Below are 14,231 nucleotides of genomic sequence, written 5' to 3' on the forward strand. Positions count from 1 at the left end.
GCCATCATAATCCCAAGTTATTACAGCTTGAAAAAAAGGTAGAAAAGCGCTCAACAATGCTGCGGCTTTCCAGCTCTCGTTGGCGTTCATAAACCTTGTGGGCGATTGAGTAAGCTGCACGGATGATGACTGCTGCAAAATGCTGTCCTTCGGGCCTTGTGAGAGCGAATATGAGCAGCGTTGGCGGATTATAGTTAATTATTGATGAAAAATGGTTGAGCTTCCCGCAATTACTGCGTTGTTGCGGATTTTGCGGGGGCGGCGCTTTGTGCTTCATCATCCAATTTGGTTTCCGCCGCTTTCATCGCTTCTTCGGCGGCAGCGTCAATTTCTGATCCTGCCTCGGGTGGTGCGGTCGTCGCTGTGCTCGCTTCTGGCGCGTTGCCGGGTTGGCGCTGGCTATTGTCTTCACCCGCCCCGCAGGCAGACAAAAAGCCAAGAGACATCAGCATCGCCCCAGTGAATAGCCCAGATTTTGCCAAATTCATAATCACCCTCCATATAAATAGATCGCTATGTAATCAAATGCGCCGGGGAAGGGCAATAGCATCGCAACCTTCCCCGGCACATAAATCGCGCTATTTATCCACGCCCTTAACCTTGCCCCATTGGCGGGCGGCCGTATAGCCTAAATAGCCCGTTCCAAATAAGCCCCATAAGGCATCGGGTATGCTGGCAAGATATCCTGTCATGCCATCCGATATGCCCTTTGCGACATCAGGCTGGAATGCGGCAATGAACCCCATCGGAATTGCCCAAAGGATGATGGCATACATGACATAGAGAAAGCTTGGCCGCGCCCTGCTGGTCCATGGGTCTGCCGACCCTGCTTCGGCCAGTATAGCGGCCATTTGCGTACGCAATATTTCCATTTCGTGGCTACCCTGCAGGCGCAGCAATTCCAATTTGGCGGCATCGCGTGCGCGCGGGTCGGGGATGATTTTGTCGATCAATTTGGCGACAGGGCCGATTAATCCTTCGATCAATGACATGATAGTATCCTTATAGAAATTTAACCAATACGGTTGGCAAGCCAACCGTATAAAAAGGCCTCTTGCGATGGCCGCGTTTCTGCTAGGCGAAGATAATGGCTGCCTTGCAGTGCCTCGAGCGCTTTGAGTAATACCGTTTCACCATTGCTTCCGCGTTTGCGTATAAAACTGCTGACGGCGAAAATTGTTTTGGGGCCAATCCGCCGGTCGACCGTTAAATCCGGATAGTCGCGGGCGTTCCGGTTAAGTGCATTGAGCGCCCGCTGCAAAAAGCCGGTGGCGGTTCCGGTGCCCATGTTAATCCCCGTATCGAATAATTCGGCCGCAACCTGAGGGGCGATTTTGGCGATTTGATCAAATTGCGGTGCGGCCCAATATAGCTTTTTGTAAATGGCGGCGGCCTCGCGAACGGGGAATTGCCGCATGGGGCCGTGATATCCGTTACGCCGGGCAACCGCTTCGGTAATGCCCCAGCAGGTCGCACCGCCGCGATCATCGGGATGGTTGACATAACCCCCCTCCCGCTCAATCACATCCTCAATTAACTCATCAATCGTCTTGTTGGTCATATTTACCTCACTTTCTGATTCGGAATAACCAAATAGGTTATCTGTAGGAAAGGGATATCTGACACGCGCACCGGAAATGCGGCGCGGACCAAATGTGGTCAGCGCAGAAATCGAGGTTATTTATTGATAAAGAATGTGTGAAAATTTGGTCGGGACGACAGGATTCGAACCTGCGACCCCCACACCCCCAGTGTGATGCGCTACCAGGCTGCGCTACGTCCCGACCGGTGTGCGGCTTATATTGGCGGGTTCATGGTATAACCCGCAGCCGCACGATAACTGCGACAGCGCCTATATGGCTGTGTAATTGATATTGCAAGCCGCTTTGCCGTTGCTTCCTATATGATGGCGTGATAATCGCGCCGGTCAATGGAAAGCGCTCTATCGCTAGGCGCTCAAAAACCGCGAGTTTAAGGGATTTTTCGATGAGTTTGGATTTGATGTTCGCCGCCGCTGCGCCTGCTGCGTCCAATGGCACCGCATTTTTTGTTGGCAATATTCTGCCGCTGTTATTGATTTTTGCGGTATTTTACTTCCTGCTCATCCGGCCCCAGCAGCGCCGAGCGAAGGAGCATGAGGCGCGGATCGCCGCTGTGCAGAAAAATGATGAGGTCATTACCGGCGGCGGATTGATGGGTAAGGTCACCAAAGTGACCGACGAGTATGTTGAGGTTGAATTGGCGCAGGGTTTGCGTGTCAAGGCGGTCAAGTCGACATTGTCGCATGTTGAGTCGCGGATCAAAAAACCGGCGAATGATTAACCAGCCCTTGTGCATTTAATGGCCGCGCCCCAAATCACGGCCTGATTTAATCTTGGAACCAACCTATGCTTGATTTCTCACCCGCCCGCAAATTCATGCTGAGCGCCTTGTTGGTGCTCGGCGTCTTGCTGGCGATACCCAGCCTGTTGCCGAAAACCTATCTCGACCAGCTTCCCGATTTTCTTCCGAAAGAAACCATCAATCTGGGTCTCGATCTTGCCGGCGGTAGCCATATCTTGCTGGAAGCCGACGGGTCGCAATTGGCCGTGGCCCGGTTGGAGGCGCTGGAGGACAGTGTACGCAAAGCCATGCGCCGAGCGGAACCCAGAATATCTATTGAAAATATGTCTCGCAGTGAAGGGCGCTTGAGCTTCATCGTTCCAGACAGCTCGCAGATTGATTTGGCGCGCGAACAGCTTTTGCCCATCATTGCCAATAATGCCACCGGCAGCCGCGATTGGAATATTCAAGTTGTGGACGGCAACCGTTTCCTTCTGTCCCCGGCAAGCGAAGGTGATGAGGCCGCGTTGGATCAGGCGATGGATACTGCCAAAGATGTAATTGATCGCCGGATCAACGCGGTCGGAACGCTAGAGCCGACAATTATTCGCCAAGGTGATAATCGGATTGTGGTGCAGGTGCCCGGCATTGAGGATCCCGAAGCATTGAAAGAGTTGATTGGTAAAACTGCGAAGCTGGAATTTAAACTGGTTGATGATCAGGCTGATCCCGAAGAAACAGCGGCCGGTAAAGCGCGCGTTGGCAGCCAAATATTGCCTTACCCCGAGGGCGGCGGTTCGATTGCGGTGCGCCGACTTGGCGGCATTAGCGGCGACAAGCTGCTGAAAGCTGATCCCAGCGTTGATGAAAATAACCAACCTGCCGTCACGATCCAGTTTGATAGCGAGGGCGGCAAGCGTTTTGCCAGTATGACGCAGCAATATACGGGCAAGCTGTTCGCGATCATATTGGACGGACAAGTGATTTCTGCGCCGCGCATCAATGAACCGATTTTGGGAGGTGTGTCGCAAATTTCGGGTAGCTTCACGTCGGACGAAGCCAATCAGCTTGCAATATCGCTCCGCTCCGGTGCATTGCCGGTTGATCTGAAAGTGGTAGAAGAGCGATCAGTCGGTCCTGATCTCGGTCGCGATTCTATTGAACGGGGCGCATTGGCAGCGGTCATTGGAACGACAGCTGTTTTGGTACTGATGTTTGTCACCTATGGCCGTTTTGGCCTCTATGCCAATGCCGCTTTGCTGATCAATATAGCCATGATTTTAGCAATCATGGCGCTGGCTCATGCGACCCTAACTCTACCCGGTATCGCTGGATTTGTGCTGACCATCGGCGCGGCGGTGGACGCGAACGTCCTGATTAACGAGAGGATCAGGGAGGAAAGTAGGCGAGGCAGGCGGATCGTTCAGGCGATTGAGAATGGTTATAAGGAAGCCAGCCGCGCGATTTTTGATGCCAATATCACCAACGTGATCGCGGCGGTATTGCTGTTCCTTTTTGGCTCTGGCCCCATTCGCGGATTTGCCGTGGTGTTGATGATCGGTATCGTCACCAGCGTATTTACCGCCGTTGTTATTACCCGCATGTGGGTGTCCGGCTGGCTCAAGCGGAAACGTCCGCAAGAGTTGGTAATTTGAGGAGTATGGACAGATGAAATTGCTCAAACTTGTTCCCGACGATACCAACATCGGCTTCCTCAAATGGCGGAATGTTGCCTTTATCCTGAGCACATTGTTGATGGTCGCTTCGATCTTCATGCTCGTATCAAAAGGATTGAATTTCGGCGTCGATTTTGTCGGCGGCCAAATGATCCGCGCGACATTCACCGAAAGCACACAGGCACCGGTGGCCGAGCTGCGCCAGAAAGTTGCTGGCCTCGGCTATGGCGATCCCACGATACAGCGTTTCGGTGAGGCCAATCAGGTTTCGATCCGAATGAAACTTCCCGCAGGCGCAGATGAGAAGCCGGAACTCGCCGATCAAATGGCGACTAAAATTACGTCAAAGCTGAAAGCGGATTATAAAGGCGTCGTGATTGACGGCGTGGATTCCGTTTCGGGGAAGGTCTCAAGCGAGCTGTTTTCCAAAGGGATTTGGGCGCTTGTCGCGGCGGTTTTAGGCGTTTCGGCTTATATCTGGCTACGGTTTGAATGGCAGTTTGGGGTCGGCGCCATTTGGGCGTTGGTGCATGACATTACGCTGACGCTGGGGCTATTTTCGCTGACGGGATTGGAATTTGATCTCAATACCATCGCGGCGCTTCTGACCATCATTGGCTATTCGCTCAATGATACGATTGTCGTTTATGACCGGATCAGAGAGAATCTAAAAAAATATCGTAAAATGGATATGTCGTCCTTGCTCGATCTTTCGGTGAATGAGACTTTGGCCCGGACCATCATGACCAGCTTGACAATTTTGCTGCCACTCTTGTGCCTCGTCTTTATCGGACCGGGAGTGATCTTTGGTTTTGCATTGGCGATGACATTCGGCATTTTCGTGGGCACTTATTCGTCAATCTATATGGCGGCGCCGATATTGATCTGGTTAAAGGTTGGCCCCGATAGCTTCATTCCAGAGGAGGGAGTAGAGGAAAAGGTGAACCGGCTGAACGAAGGCTATGGCGCGAAGGTCTAACCCGCTATCGTGCAGCGCTTAACTCCGGTTAGCGCTTAATCAAGCGCCGAAAAAAAGCGGCAAGGGCACGCGCATTATTGTCCCATGAAAAATGGGCGACTTGCGCAGCGACTTGATTCTGCGGAATCGGGTTGGTGAGCAGCTCCTTCGCGGCTGCCACGATGGCTGTGGGATCGCCGTCGACAATCCGCCCGGCATCAGGCGACCTGATCAGCTCCGGCGCGCCGCCGACATTCGTGGCGATTATCCGCGTTCCGCAGGCGAGCGCCTCGACCCACGCATTGGCCAGCCCCTCGCTTTTTGAAACCAGCGCCATTATGTCGGCGGCGGCGTAAAGCCCGGGCAAGTCATCATGTGCCACGCTGCCCGCGAAATGGAGGCGCGATGCAACCTGCAGCTTTTCGGCCAGCCTGCGGTAATCGGTCTCACTATCCCCTTGCCCCGCGAGCATCAAATGCACGTCCGGTAGCGCGGGCAGGGCTTGGATCAATAGCGCCTGATTTTTGCGCGGGATCAGCGCGCCTACCGAAAGGATCAGCGGCGCGTTTATGCCCAGCTTTTGCTTTGCCGCGCCGCGGTTCTGCGGCGTGAAACGGCTTTGATCAAGGCCAGTATAATGGACCATGATCTTGCCTGCATCCATGCCGAGCACGGCCATATCCTGCTTCAATGCGGCGGACACTGCGAGCAGCCCAGCGGCTTTATCCGCAGCAGCCAATATTTGCGATGCACAGCCTTTGGCGCTTCCCCAATGGTGGATGTCGGCTCCTCTCGCCTTGATCGTAAAGGGGATACCCAACGCGTCCGACAAACGCATCGCCGCAGGGCCATCGGGGTAGAAAAATTCGGCATCGATCAGGTCAAATGGCTTTTCTGTGTGCAGACGCCGGACAAGCGGCAATATCGCCCTTGCAATCATGGCGGGATTATACGGGCCGCCAAATTTGGGAATGACCTGAAAGCGCGGCCGATATACGTGAAGACCCCGCCAATGCTCCTGATCAGGAACAACAGATAACGGCCGGTATCGAGACGCCAAACGAAGCGGCCATGGCGGAATGGCAATGGGATTAATGACGGTAACGTCCATCCCTTCTATCGCGGCCAACCCAGCGGTTTGCCGTTCGACAAATATACCAAAATTGGGCTGAACTGCATTGGGGAATAGCGTCGCCAGCGTCAATATGCGCAATGGCCGTTCCGTCATAGCTTGCGCATCAACCGGACAGCTTTGGCGATCCAGACGGGGTCATTGACAACCTGTTGCCGTGACCCGGCCTGCAATGGCAATAGATGCAATTTGCCATCTTCGCGCCCCAATAGCCGCGCGAACAGAAAACGGCCGGCGGGCCGGGGAACCAGAATATCGAGATTCAGCGCATCGCCAAAATTTTCCGGCAAGATTTTCTCCAGCCACAGCTCATCGCCGGGCCGATACTCGCCCAAGCTGCTTGCAACCCGCATACCCACCATCTCGCCGCCGATATTGGGGACGAGCAGCTTTTCTTCCTTCGTTGGCGCATATGCGCCCTCTGCCCCCAAAATAGCCGCGACGGGCAGGGCGGCCTGATCGGGCAATTGCACCAGCTCGCTGCTGTCGACATCGAGTGCGCCTGCGATACGGTTGAGCCAGTCGAGTGACAAGGTGCGGATGCCGGTTTCCAGGCGGCCCACCGTTTGCGCGGTAGTTGGCGGGTTACAGCGAGCGGCAACATCCGCCAATGTCAGGCCCTTTGCCCGGCGAACGTCACGGATACGGCTTAACATGGTCAATCCCCTTAAAACCAAATAGGTTTCTTCTTTCCTACAATATATCGAAAATGGCAAGTGTTGATTCGCATAGAATAAGATGGAGCCAAAAAATGCCGCGAATTAAGGAACGAATGAACGCTGATGATAAACAGAGCCTCAGCGGGAGTAGGGCACATCACCGCGACCCCCGCCCGTTGATCGAACGCAATTTGCTGCGGGATAGTAAGAGCGGGAAAGCCGCAAAAAGCGTTACGGTCAATCAGGCGGAGTCGCCCTTGTCCTGGCTTCATGCGCGCGGCCATTTGACCGACCGGCAATTTCTTGCAGGTGAAAATCTACGCCAATCCTATGAATCGGCCTGCTTGGGCCCGCGCGTCACCATGCGATGGGACGGCCTAGGGGCTGGTCGTTCGAAAAGCCGAGTTGCCGCGCCAACACCCGAAAGCGAGAAAATATTATTCGCCAAAGACCGCTTTGATGCCGCCATTGAAGCGCTGGGCAGTGATCTTTCCGATATAGCTTGGCGCGTGATTTGCGCAGGTGAAGGGGTGTCATCGGCGGAACGCAATTTGGGCTGGCCAACCCGATCGGGCAAATTGGTGCTGCGTATCGCGCTGAACCGGTTGGCGGATTATTACCGGATTGCGGGATAGCGATGGTAAGGGCCGGTTATGGCGGGGCGTTAACCTGCCAGCTGCTCCGCCATAATCGCAAGCTCCAGCCAGCGTTCTTCGGCGGCATCTTTTTCCTTACCCGCGGTTTCAATAAAGCGTGTCAGTTTGGCAAAGCGGTCGGGGTTGGCAGTGTAAAGCGCAGGATCGGACAATTGCGTTTCCGCATCCGCAATTTCGGTTTCCAATTGCGCGATACGCCCGGGCAGCAGATCATAATCACGTTGGTCCTTATAGGACAATTTTGCCGCTTTAGCCGCTTTGGGGGCTGCGGCTTCGGCCTTGGGCTTGGCCGCTTTACTGGCAGGAGCGGTTTCGCGCCGGTCGCGCTTGGCTTCCCAATCGGCATAGCCGCCCACCACAATGTCAACCTTGCCTGAGCCGCTGAGTCCAAGGGTTAAGTTGACGGTGCGGTCGAGAAAATCGCGGTCATGGCTAACGATCAAGACGGTACCGTCATAATCGGCAACCACTTCCTGCAACAGATCGAGCGTTTCGAGGTCCAGATCGTTGGTTGGTTCGTCCAATACCAGCAAATTAGCCTCTCTGGCAAATTCGCGGGCGAGCAAGATACGGGATTGCTCCCCGCCCGATAATGTTCCGATCCGCGCTTCCACCAAAGATGGGTCAAACAAAAACTCTTTCAAATATCCCTGAATATGTTTGCGCACGCCGCGCACATCGATCCAGTCGCTTCCTTCGGCAAGAACATCACGCACTCTTTTTTCGGGACTCAGCAATTTGCGTTGCTGATCGATAAATATGCCGGATAACGTGGGTGACAGGGTAACCGTGCCGCTATCGGGCTGCGCCTCCCCGGTCAGCATGCGAACCAGCGTCGTTTTGCCGGTGCCATTGGCGCCGACAATTCCAATCCGGTCGCCGCGTTGGATGCGCAGGGTAAATCCGTCAATAATCTTTCGGTCGCCGAATGATTTGCTGACCTCGTTGGCGTGGATAACAGTTTTCGTTTTCGAACCATCGTTGGCCGCAGACAGCTTTGCGATACCCTGCGCCCCCTCCATCGCGGCGCGGGCGGCGCGCATCTCATATAGCTTGGCCAGCCGGCCTTGATTGCGTTTGCGCCGGGCGGTAACGCCGCGTTCTTTCCAATGCTCCTCGATTTTCAGCTTCGCATCAAGCCGCGCGGCATTGCGGGCATCTTCGGCATAGACCTGTTCGGTCCACGCATCATAACCGCCAAAACCAATCTCATTTCGCCGCAACAGGCCGCGGTCCATCCAATAAGTCTGCCGCGTAAGCCGGGTCAAAAATGTCCGGTCATGGCTGATCACCATGAACGCACCACGATAGCGATCAAGCCATTTTTCCAGCCATTCAATCGCGTGCAGGTCCAAATGGTTGGTTGGCTCGTCCAGCAATAGAAGGTCGGGCTCGCTTGCCAAGGCACGGCAAATGGCCGCTCTGCGCCGCTCTCCCCCGCTGGCCGTTTTGGCCTCACGCGACAAATCAATGCCCAGTTGATCGGCAATTGCCTCAATCTCATATTGTGGCGGCGGGTTTTCGCCATGCAGGGTGAAGTCCAGCAGCGTATCAAACGCTGCCACATCGGGGTCTTGATCCAGCATGACGACATTAATCCCGGGCTGCACCGTGCGCTTGCCCTTGTCGGCCTCTATCTGACCCGCGATCAGCTTCATCAGTGTCGTTTTGCCTGCGCCGTTGCGTCCAATCAGGGCAAGCCGGTCCTGCGGCCCGATATGCAGGTCAAGATTTTCAAACAGCCAGCCACTGCCTTGCTGCAGGCCGAGATTTTCATAGGATAAGATAGGAGGTTGAGACATGTCCGCGCCGGATAAGCGCTCCGCCGCCCAAGGGCAAGCGCAATGGTCGATTGGTCCGTGTGGTTGCGCGTTTGTTTTGCTTTCCCGCCTGCAATTTTCGGATTATGGACACCGCCATGCGCACGGTATTTTTCAACGGCCAATTCATTCCCGAGGGTGAAGCCAAAGTTTCGATATTTGATCGCGGCTATCTGTTCGCTGATGCCGTTTATGAAGTGGTATCGGTGCTGGACAGAAAGCTTATAGATTTTGCGGGGCATATGGGACGGCTGGCTCGGTCTTTGGCCGAAATGTCGATGCCCCCCACATATCATGACGAACAATGGCTGGAGTTATTGCGCGCCTTGATCGACCGAAATAATTTGAACGAAGGTCTGATTTACCTTCAAATATCGCGGGGTAATCCCGGCGATCGCAGCTTTTATTGGCCGAGCGCAGAAACGGCCCCCACGATATTGGCATTCACCCAAAACATGGCGTTGCTCGATAACCCAGCCGCATCTGCGGGACTATCGGTCGTAACCCTGCCTGATTTGCGATGGGGCAGGGCAGATATAAAAACAACGCAGCTGCTCTATGCCTCGATGATGAAAATGGAGGCAAAGGCAGCGGGTGCGGATGATGCATGGCTGGAGCGTGACGGTTTAATCACCGAAGGGACATCGCAAAATGCGCATATTGTGAATAGCGAAGGCGTGCTGCTGTCGCATCAGCTCGACCGGAACATTCTGCACGGCATAACACGCGCCGCAATGCTGTCGCTCGCGGGCGGTATGAACATTCGATATGAGCAGCGCGCATTTACGGTGGCAGAGGCCGAAACGGCGCGTGAGGCATTTGTGACATCGGCCTCAACCTTTGTCATGCCGGTTACGTCGATTAACGGGAAGGCGATAGGCGGCGGGAAACCGGGACCGGTTGCCGGTGAATTGCGCCGCGCCTATATTGATTGGGCGATGGACAATGCGGTTTAGGGGTGCGCTAGCCACAGCGCGATGCTGCCTGAAAATGCGTTCCAATATATCTATTTGCTGACCGCGCCATTCACTCTATGTTCAATGGATAGGGGCTAAACGCAATCCATGATGACCAGAAAGCTTATTCTAATTCTAGCCGCAGGCTTTATGACTGCGATGCCGATTTCGGCGGACGCTCGGCGCAACGATCAGGGCGCAGGGCGTGAGGATGTTCAACAGGGTAAGGTGAAAACCCCGCGAGAGATCGTTGACATGATCAAACCGAAAATGCGCGGTATGCAATATCTGACCTTTGAATATTTCCCATCGACGTTGGTTTATCGTTTGAAGTTTCTTGATGGCGAACGGGTCCGTTTTGTCGATGTGGACGCGCGTACAGGCCGGATTATTGAAGTGAAGTGAAGCTGGTTATCGGCAAAATAAAACGCGCTAATTTCCTGTTTTCCCTAAATGCCCTTATCTGCTATCCCCAAAAAAACAGCCAGAATTACACATCGCAAGAGGGAAAAATATGCGTGTATTGATCGTTGAAGACGAACCAACCTTGGGCCAGCAATTAAAAGCGACATTGGAAGGTGCGGGCTATGCCATTGATTTGTCAACCGATGGCGAAGACGGTCATTTCATGGGGATGAATGAGGATTATGACGCAGTAATCCTTGACCTCGGCTTACCGGAAATGGACGGCCTGACTGTTCTCGACAAATGGCGCAAGAGCAAACGTAAATTCCCGGTGCTGGTGCTGACCGCGCGCGATAGCTGGTCGGACAAAGTGGCGGGTCTGGACGCTGGCGCCGATGATTATTTGGCAAAACCGTTTCAAACCGAAGAGTTGATTGCGCGCCTGCGGGCGCTGATCCGCCGCGCTTCGGGCAACGCCAGTTCGGAATTGACCGCAGGCGATGTCCGGCTGGATACGCGATCGGGCCGCGTTACGTTGAACGGCGATCCGGTGAAACTGACTGCGCAGGAATATAAGCTGCTATCCTATTTAATGCATCACAAGGGCAAAGTCGTGTCGCGGACGGAATTGATTGAGCATATTTATGATCAGGATTTTGACCGTGATTCCAACACCATCGAAGTGTTCGTAACGCGCATCCGCAAAAAATTGGGCCAAGACGTGATTTCGACTATCCGCGGTCTTGGTTATAGTCTTGAGGAACCTGCAAACTGAACCAGGCTGCTGCCATTGACTCTGCGGAAATCGGGGCTGATGCGGCGGATGGCAATCGGTCATTAAAATCTATGCGATCAAGTGGCACAGGTTCATTGAGCCGCCGGATGATCGTCATCGCCGCTACTTGGATCTTGATCTTGCTGATTGGCGGCGGCATCGGGCTGGACCGGGTGTTGACCAGTTCGGTCACAAAAAACTTCGAAAATCAGCTGGAATATATCCTGACCGCGATGGTGGCATCTGCGGAAATTGGACCTGATGGAGAGGTGCGGATGAACCGCCCCTTGGGCGATCAGAAATTTTTGGAGCCCAATAGCGGTCTATATTGGCAGATTTCCGGCAAAGGCAAACCGACATTCCCGTCCTATTCCCTGTGGGACCGCGAATTGAAAGTGAGCGATGAGCACCGAGACATCAAGGTCCATTTTCGTGATAGCAAGGAATTTGAAGGCGAAATATTACGCATCGCGGAACGCACGATCATTTTGCCCGACTCTGATACGCGTTGGACATTCATGGTGGCGCAGGACAGGGAAAGTTTGGACTCGCAAATACGCGAATTGCGCAGCGTTTTGATCACCAGCTTTTTATTGCTCGCGCTTGGTCTGATTATCTTGGCCGCGTTGCAAACTTTTTATGGGCTTTGGCCATTGCGGGCGGTGCGCGAATCCATCGGTGAAATGCGCAGCGGACAAAAAACGCGGGTGACACGGCCGTTGCCCGATGAAGTTATGCCGATGGTGCATGAATTAAATGACCTGCTCGACCATAATGAAAAACAGGCCGAAGAAGCGCGCCGTCATGCCGGCAATCTGGCCCATGCGCTGAAAACACCTTTGACCGTCATCATGAATAGCGCCACGGCGCAAGCCGATGATCTTGCGGAAACGGTAATCCGTGAGGCGACGACGATGCGGCGGCAAGTCGACCACCATCTTGCCCGGGCCCGGGCGGTGGGCCGCCGCGGTCATGCGCATAGCCGTGCCAATGTCTGGGACAGTTTGGAATCGGTTGAACGCGCGGTGAGCCGTTTATACTCTCATATCCGGCTCGACATGGACGGGGACAAGCAATTGGCCGTCCGGGTGGAGCGGCAGGATCTGGACGAGATGCTGGGTAACCTGATCGAAAATGCCGCTAAATATGGCGGCGGCAGTGTATTTGTCACCGTTCAGGAGGCTGGCAATTTCGCTGAAATTCTAGTCGAGGACGACGGTATGGGCATCCCCGAGAAAGAACGCGAGCGGATTTTTGATCGCGGCGCTCGCCTCGATACCGGAAAACCGGGAACTGGCCTTGGCCTTGCGATTGTTCGTGATGTCGCCGAAATTTATGATGGACAGGTCGCGCTTGAGGAAAGCGAGGATTTGGGCGGCCTTATGGTCCGTTTGTCGCTACCCAAAGCGGTCTAGGCCGCAACCCAATTTATGCAACGCGTGCCGATAGGCGCTTGTTTCAGCCATTGACCAAAATAGGGCTTATCCTCCGCGAATTTGCTGGTGATGGCGGATTACCTCATCAATCACAAAGCGCAGGAATTTTTCAGTAAAATCAGGGTCCAGTTTGGCATCTTTTGCCAATTGGCGCAGGCGAGCAATTTGCTTTTCCTCCCTCGATGGATCGGCTGGGGGTAGCTTGCTGCTCGCCTTATATTCGCCCACAGCTTGCGTGATTTTGAATCGTTCCGCGAGCATGAAAACGAGCGCAGCGTCGATATTGTCGATACTGTCGCGGTAGCGGGTCAATAAATCATCTTGTGCCATCCACTCCCTTTGCCGCGAACCGCTGCGCCAAACAAGCAAATTTGCAGCTTTTGCACTTGCGCTTGGCTCCGTGCCTTGCCACTAGCAGCTTATATGACCGCTACTATCCATTCGATATCAGGCCGCCCCGCTCCTTCGCTTGATCCCATGCTCGCATTGGTGGCGAGTGACATGAACCGGGTCAATGCCGTGATATTGGACCGGATGCAGTCGGAAATCCCGCTCATCCCTGAATTGGCTGGTCATTTGATCGCGGGCGGCGGGAAACGGATGCGGCCGATGCTCACATTGGCCTGTGCCCGCATGCTCGATTACCCCGGCGACAGGCACCATAAACTTGCCGCTGCGGTGGAGTTTATTCATACTGCGACGCTGCTGCATGATGACGTTGTGGATGGCAGCGACATGCGCCGGGGGAAAACAGCCGCGAATTTGATATTTGGCAACCCGGCTGCGGTGCTGGTTGGGGATTTTCTGTTCAGCCGGTCCTTCGAATTGATGGTCGAGGACGGATCGCTCAAAGTGCTTAAAATCCTATCGGGAGCATCGGCGGTGATAGCGGAAGGGGAGGTTAACCAATTAACCGCACAGCGCCGGATCGAAACCAGCGAAGCACGCTATTTGGAAATTATCGGCGCGAAAACGGCGGCTTTATTCGCGGCGGCCTGCAAAATCGCGGCAGTCGTGGCGGAGCGGGAAGCAGATGAAATGCCGCTCGACAGCTATGGCCGAAATTTGGGAATCGCGTTCCAATTGGTGGACGATGCGATTGACTATGTGTCGGACGGCGCAACCATGGGCAAAGATATGGGTGATGATTTCCGCGATGGTAAAATGACCTTACCCGTCATCCTTGCGCATAGCCGGGGTGATGCAGACGAAAAACAATTTTGGCGTCAGGCGATGCTTGGCAATCGGATCAGCGATGATGATCTGGCTCATGCGAAATCCTTGCTCGCTAAATATAATTGTATCGATGATACGATCGACCGCGCCCGCCATTATGGGCAGCGCGCCATTGATTCAATCGCTCATTTTCCGTCCAGTGACGCAAAGTCTGCGCTTACGGAAGCGGTCGAGTTTGCCATTTCCCGGGCCTATTAGGC

17 protein-coding genes and 1 tRNA gene are annotated in these 14,231 nt (G+C 54.3%); 9 read left to right on the forward strand and 9 right to left on the reverse strand.

What is annotated here, in order from left to right:
• Positions 1 to 4 precede the first annotated feature (4 nt).
• The 5 genes from ACFOWX_RS05140 to ACFOWX_RS05160 all read right to left on the reverse strand — a co-directional run bounded on the left by ACFOWX_RS05140 (position 5) and on the right by ACFOWX_RS05160 (position 1,784).
• Positions 5 to 280 (reverse strand): hypothetical protein, encoded by a 276-nt coding sequence (locus ACFOWX_RS05140; RefSeq protein WP_381421972.1) that lies wholly within the window; start codon positions 278 to 280, stop codon positions 5 to 7.
• Positions 231 to 488, reverse strand: a complete 258-nt coding sequence (locus ACFOWX_RS05145; protein WP_381421974.1) for a hypothetical protein — start codon at positions 486 to 488, stop codon at positions 231 to 233. The genes ACFOWX_RS05140 and ACFOWX_RS05145 overlap by 50 nt, the downstream gene beginning before the upstream one ends.
• 90 nt (positions 489 to 578) lie before the next feature.
• Positions 579 to 992 (reverse strand): holin family protein, encoded by a 414-nt coding sequence (locus tag ACFOWX_RS05150; protein ID WP_381421976.1) that lies wholly within the window; start codon positions 990 to 992, stop codon positions 579 to 581.
• 20 nt (positions 993 to 1,012) lie between these two features.
• Positions 1,013 to 1,561 (reverse strand): glycoside hydrolase family 108 protein, encoded by a 549-nt coding sequence (locus ACFOWX_RS05155; RefSeq protein ID WP_381421978.1) that lies wholly within the window; start codon positions 1,559 to 1,561, stop codon positions 1,013 to 1,015.
• Positions 1,562 to 1,707: 146 nt separating this feature from the next.
• Positions 1,708 to 1,784 (reverse strand) — tRNA-Pro (locus ACFOWX_RS05160).
• Between the two features lie 202 nt (positions 1,785 to 1,986).
• Between ACFOWX_RS05160 and yajC the strand changes: the two genes are divergently transcribed.
• From yajC to secF, 3 genes are all read left to right on the forward strand, one after another.
• Positions 1,987 to 2,322, forward strand: coding sequence for a preprotein translocase subunit YajC (yajC, locus tag ACFOWX_RS05165; protein WP_381421979.1), 336 nt, complete (start codon positions 1,987 to 1,989; stop codon positions 2,320 to 2,322).
• Positions 2,323 to 2,387: 65 nt separating this feature from the next.
• Entirely contained in the window at positions 2,388 to 3,977 is a 1,590-nt protein-coding gene (gene secD, locus ACFOWX_RS05170; RefSeq protein ID WP_381421981.1) for a protein translocase subunit SecD, read from the forward strand.
• 13 nt (positions 3,978 to 3,990) lie between these two features.
• Positions 3,991 to 4,977, forward strand: coding sequence for a protein translocase subunit SecF (gene secF, locus ACFOWX_RS05175; protein WP_381421983.1), 987 nt, complete (start codon positions 3,991 to 3,993; stop codon positions 4,975 to 4,977).
• Positions 4,978 to 5,005: 28 nt separating this feature from the next.
• Here secF and ACFOWX_RS05180 read toward each other — a convergent pair whose 3' ends face one another.
• Both ACFOWX_RS05180 and ACFOWX_RS05185 read right to left on the reverse strand, forming a co-directional pair.
• On the reverse strand, positions 5,006 to 6,184 hold the full coding sequence (locus tag ACFOWX_RS05180) for a glycosyltransferase (protein WP_381421985.1): 1,179 nt from the start codon (positions 6,182 to 6,184) through the stop codon (positions 5,006 to 5,008).
• Positions 6,181 to 6,744: a helix-turn-helix domain-containing protein gene (locus ACFOWX_RS05185; protein ID WP_381421987.1), complete on the reverse strand. Its 564-nt coding sequence runs from the start codon at positions 6,742 to 6,744 to the stop codon at positions 6,181 to 6,183. The genes ACFOWX_RS05180 and ACFOWX_RS05185 overlap by 4 nt, the downstream gene beginning before the upstream one ends.
• A gap of 116 nt (positions 6,745 to 6,860) precedes the next feature.
• On the opposite strand from ACFOWX_RS05185, the gene ACFOWX_RS05190 reads away from it, so the two are divergent.
• Entirely contained in the window at positions 6,861 to 7,382 is a 522-nt protein-coding gene (locus ACFOWX_RS05190; protein WP_381421989.1) for a DUF6456 domain-containing protein, read from the forward strand.
• A gap of 29 nt (positions 7,383 to 7,411) precedes the next feature.
• Here ACFOWX_RS05190 and ACFOWX_RS05195 read toward each other — a convergent pair whose 3' ends face one another.
• The gene (locus ACFOWX_RS05195) at positions 7,412 to 9,205 is read right to left on the reverse strand and encodes an ABC-F family ATP-binding cassette domain-containing protein (protein WP_381421991.1); all 1,794 of its coding nucleotides are present in this window, start codon (positions 9,203 to 9,205) and stop codon (positions 7,412 to 7,414) included.
• Positions 9,206 to 9,321: 116 nt separating this feature from the next.
• Between ACFOWX_RS05195 and ACFOWX_RS05200 the strand changes: the two genes are divergently transcribed.
• The 4 genes from ACFOWX_RS05200 (at position 9,322) to ACFOWX_RS05215 (ending at position 12,774) form a co-directional block, all read left to right on the forward strand.
• Positions 9,322 to 10,179, forward strand: a complete 858-nt coding sequence (locus ACFOWX_RS05200; protein ID WP_381421993.1) for an aminotransferase class IV — start codon at positions 9,322 to 9,324, stop codon at positions 10,177 to 10,179.
• Between the two features lie 150 nt (positions 10,180 to 10,329).
• The gene (locus tag ACFOWX_RS05205) at positions 10,330 to 10,584 is read left to right on the forward strand and encodes a hypothetical protein (RefSeq protein WP_381421995.1); all 255 of its coding nucleotides are present in this window, start codon (positions 10,330 to 10,332) and stop codon (positions 10,582 to 10,584) included.
• A gap of 109 nt (positions 10,585 to 10,693) precedes the next feature.
• Positions 10,694 to 11,359, forward strand: coding sequence for a response regulator transcription factor (locus tag ACFOWX_RS05210; protein ID WP_381421997.1), 666 nt, complete (start codon positions 10,694 to 10,696; stop codon positions 11,357 to 11,359).
• 107 nt (positions 11,360 to 11,466) lie between these two features.
• Complete coding sequence (locus ACFOWX_RS05215; RefSeq protein ID WP_381421998.1) at positions 11,467 to 12,774, forward strand: sensor histidine kinase; 1,308 nt, start codon at positions 11,467 to 11,469, stop codon at positions 12,772 to 12,774.
• Between the two features lie 66 nt (positions 12,775 to 12,840).
• Here the strand turns inward: ACFOWX_RS05215 and ACFOWX_RS05220 are convergent, their stop codons facing one another.
• The gene (locus ACFOWX_RS05220) at positions 12,841 to 13,125 is read right to left on the reverse strand and encodes a chorismate mutase (protein ID WP_381421999.1); all 285 of its coding nucleotides are present in this window, start codon (positions 13,123 to 13,125) and stop codon (positions 12,841 to 12,843) included.
• A gap of 93 nt (positions 13,126 to 13,218) precedes the next feature.
• Here ACFOWX_RS05220 and ACFOWX_RS05225 point away from each other — a divergent pair, with 93 nt between their 5' ends.
• A complete protein-coding gene (locus ACFOWX_RS05225) occupies positions 13,219 to 14,229 on the forward strand; it encodes a polyprenyl synthetase family protein (RefSeq protein ID WP_381422001.1) in 1,011 nt (336 codons plus the stop codon).
• Positions 14,230 to 14,231: the final 2 nt, after the last annotated feature.

The sequence above is a fragment of the Sphingorhabdus arenilitoris genome (assembly GCF_042651485.1).
Taxonomy (GTDB): domain Bacteria; phylum Pseudomonadota; class Alphaproteobacteria; order Sphingomonadales; family Sphingomonadaceae; genus Sphingorhabdus_B; species Sphingorhabdus_B arenilitoris.

Coding starts and splice junctions, on each gene's coding strand:
- ACFOWX_RS05140 (WP_381421972.1), bottom strand. CDS start 280: ATGATGAAGCACAAAGCGCCGCCCCCGCAAAATCCGCAACAACGCAGT.
- ACFOWX_RS05145 (WP_381421974.1), bottom strand. CDS start 488: ATGAATTTGGCAAAATCTGGGCTATTCACTGGGGCGATGCTGATGTCT.
- ACFOWX_RS05150 (WP_381421976.1), bottom strand. CDS start 992: ATGTCATTGATCGAAGGATTAATCGGCCCTGTCGCCAAATTGATCGAC.
- ACFOWX_RS05155 (WP_381421978.1), bottom strand. CDS start 1,561: ATGACCAACAAGACGATTGATGAGTTAATTGAGGATGTGATTGAGCGG.
- yajC (WP_381421979.1), top strand. CDS start 1,987: ATGAGTTTGGATTTGATGTTCGCCGCCGCTGCGCCTGCTGCGTCCAAT.
- secD (WP_381421981.1), top strand. CDS start 2,388: ATGCTTGATTTCTCACCCGCCCGCAAATTCATGCTGAGCGCCTTGTTG.
- secF (WP_381421983.1), top strand. CDS start 3,991: ATGAAATTGCTCAAACTTGTTCCCGACGATACCAACATCGGCTTCCTC.
- ACFOWX_RS05180 (WP_381421985.1), bottom strand. CDS start 6,184: ATGACGGAACGGCCATTGCGCATATTGACGCTGGCGACGCTATTCCCC.
- ACFOWX_RS05185 (WP_381421987.1), bottom strand. CDS start 6,744: ATGTTAAGCCGTATCCGTGACGTTCGCCGGGCAAAGGGCCTGACATTG.
- ACFOWX_RS05190 (WP_381421989.1), top strand. CDS start 6,861: ATGAACGCTGATGATAAACAGAGCCTCAGCGGGAGTAGGGCACATCAC.
- ACFOWX_RS05195 (WP_381421991.1), bottom strand. CDS start 9,205: ATGTCTCAACCTCCTATCTTATCCTATGAAAATCTCGGCCTGCAGCAA.
- ACFOWX_RS05200 (WP_381421993.1), top strand. CDS start 9,322: ATGCGCACGGTATTTTTCAACGGCCAATTCATTCCCGAGGGTGAAGCC.
- ACFOWX_RS05205 (WP_381421995.1), top strand. CDS start 10,330: ATGACTGCGATGCCGATTTCGGCGGACGCTCGGCGCAACGATCAGGGC.
- ACFOWX_RS05210 (WP_381421997.1), top strand. CDS start 10,694: ATGCGTGTATTGATCGTTGAAGACGAACCAACCTTGGGCCAGCAATTA.
- ACFOWX_RS05215 (WP_381421998.1), top strand. CDS start 11,467: ATGATCGTCATCGCCGCTACTTGGATCTTGATCTTGCTGATTGGCGGC.
- ACFOWX_RS05220 (WP_381421999.1), bottom strand. CDS start 13,125: ATGGCACAAGATGATTTATTGACCCGCTACCGCGACAGTATCGACAAT.
- ACFOWX_RS05225 (WP_381422001.1), top strand. CDS start 13,219: ATGACCGCTACTATCCATTCGATATCAGGCCGCCCCGCTCCTTCGCTT.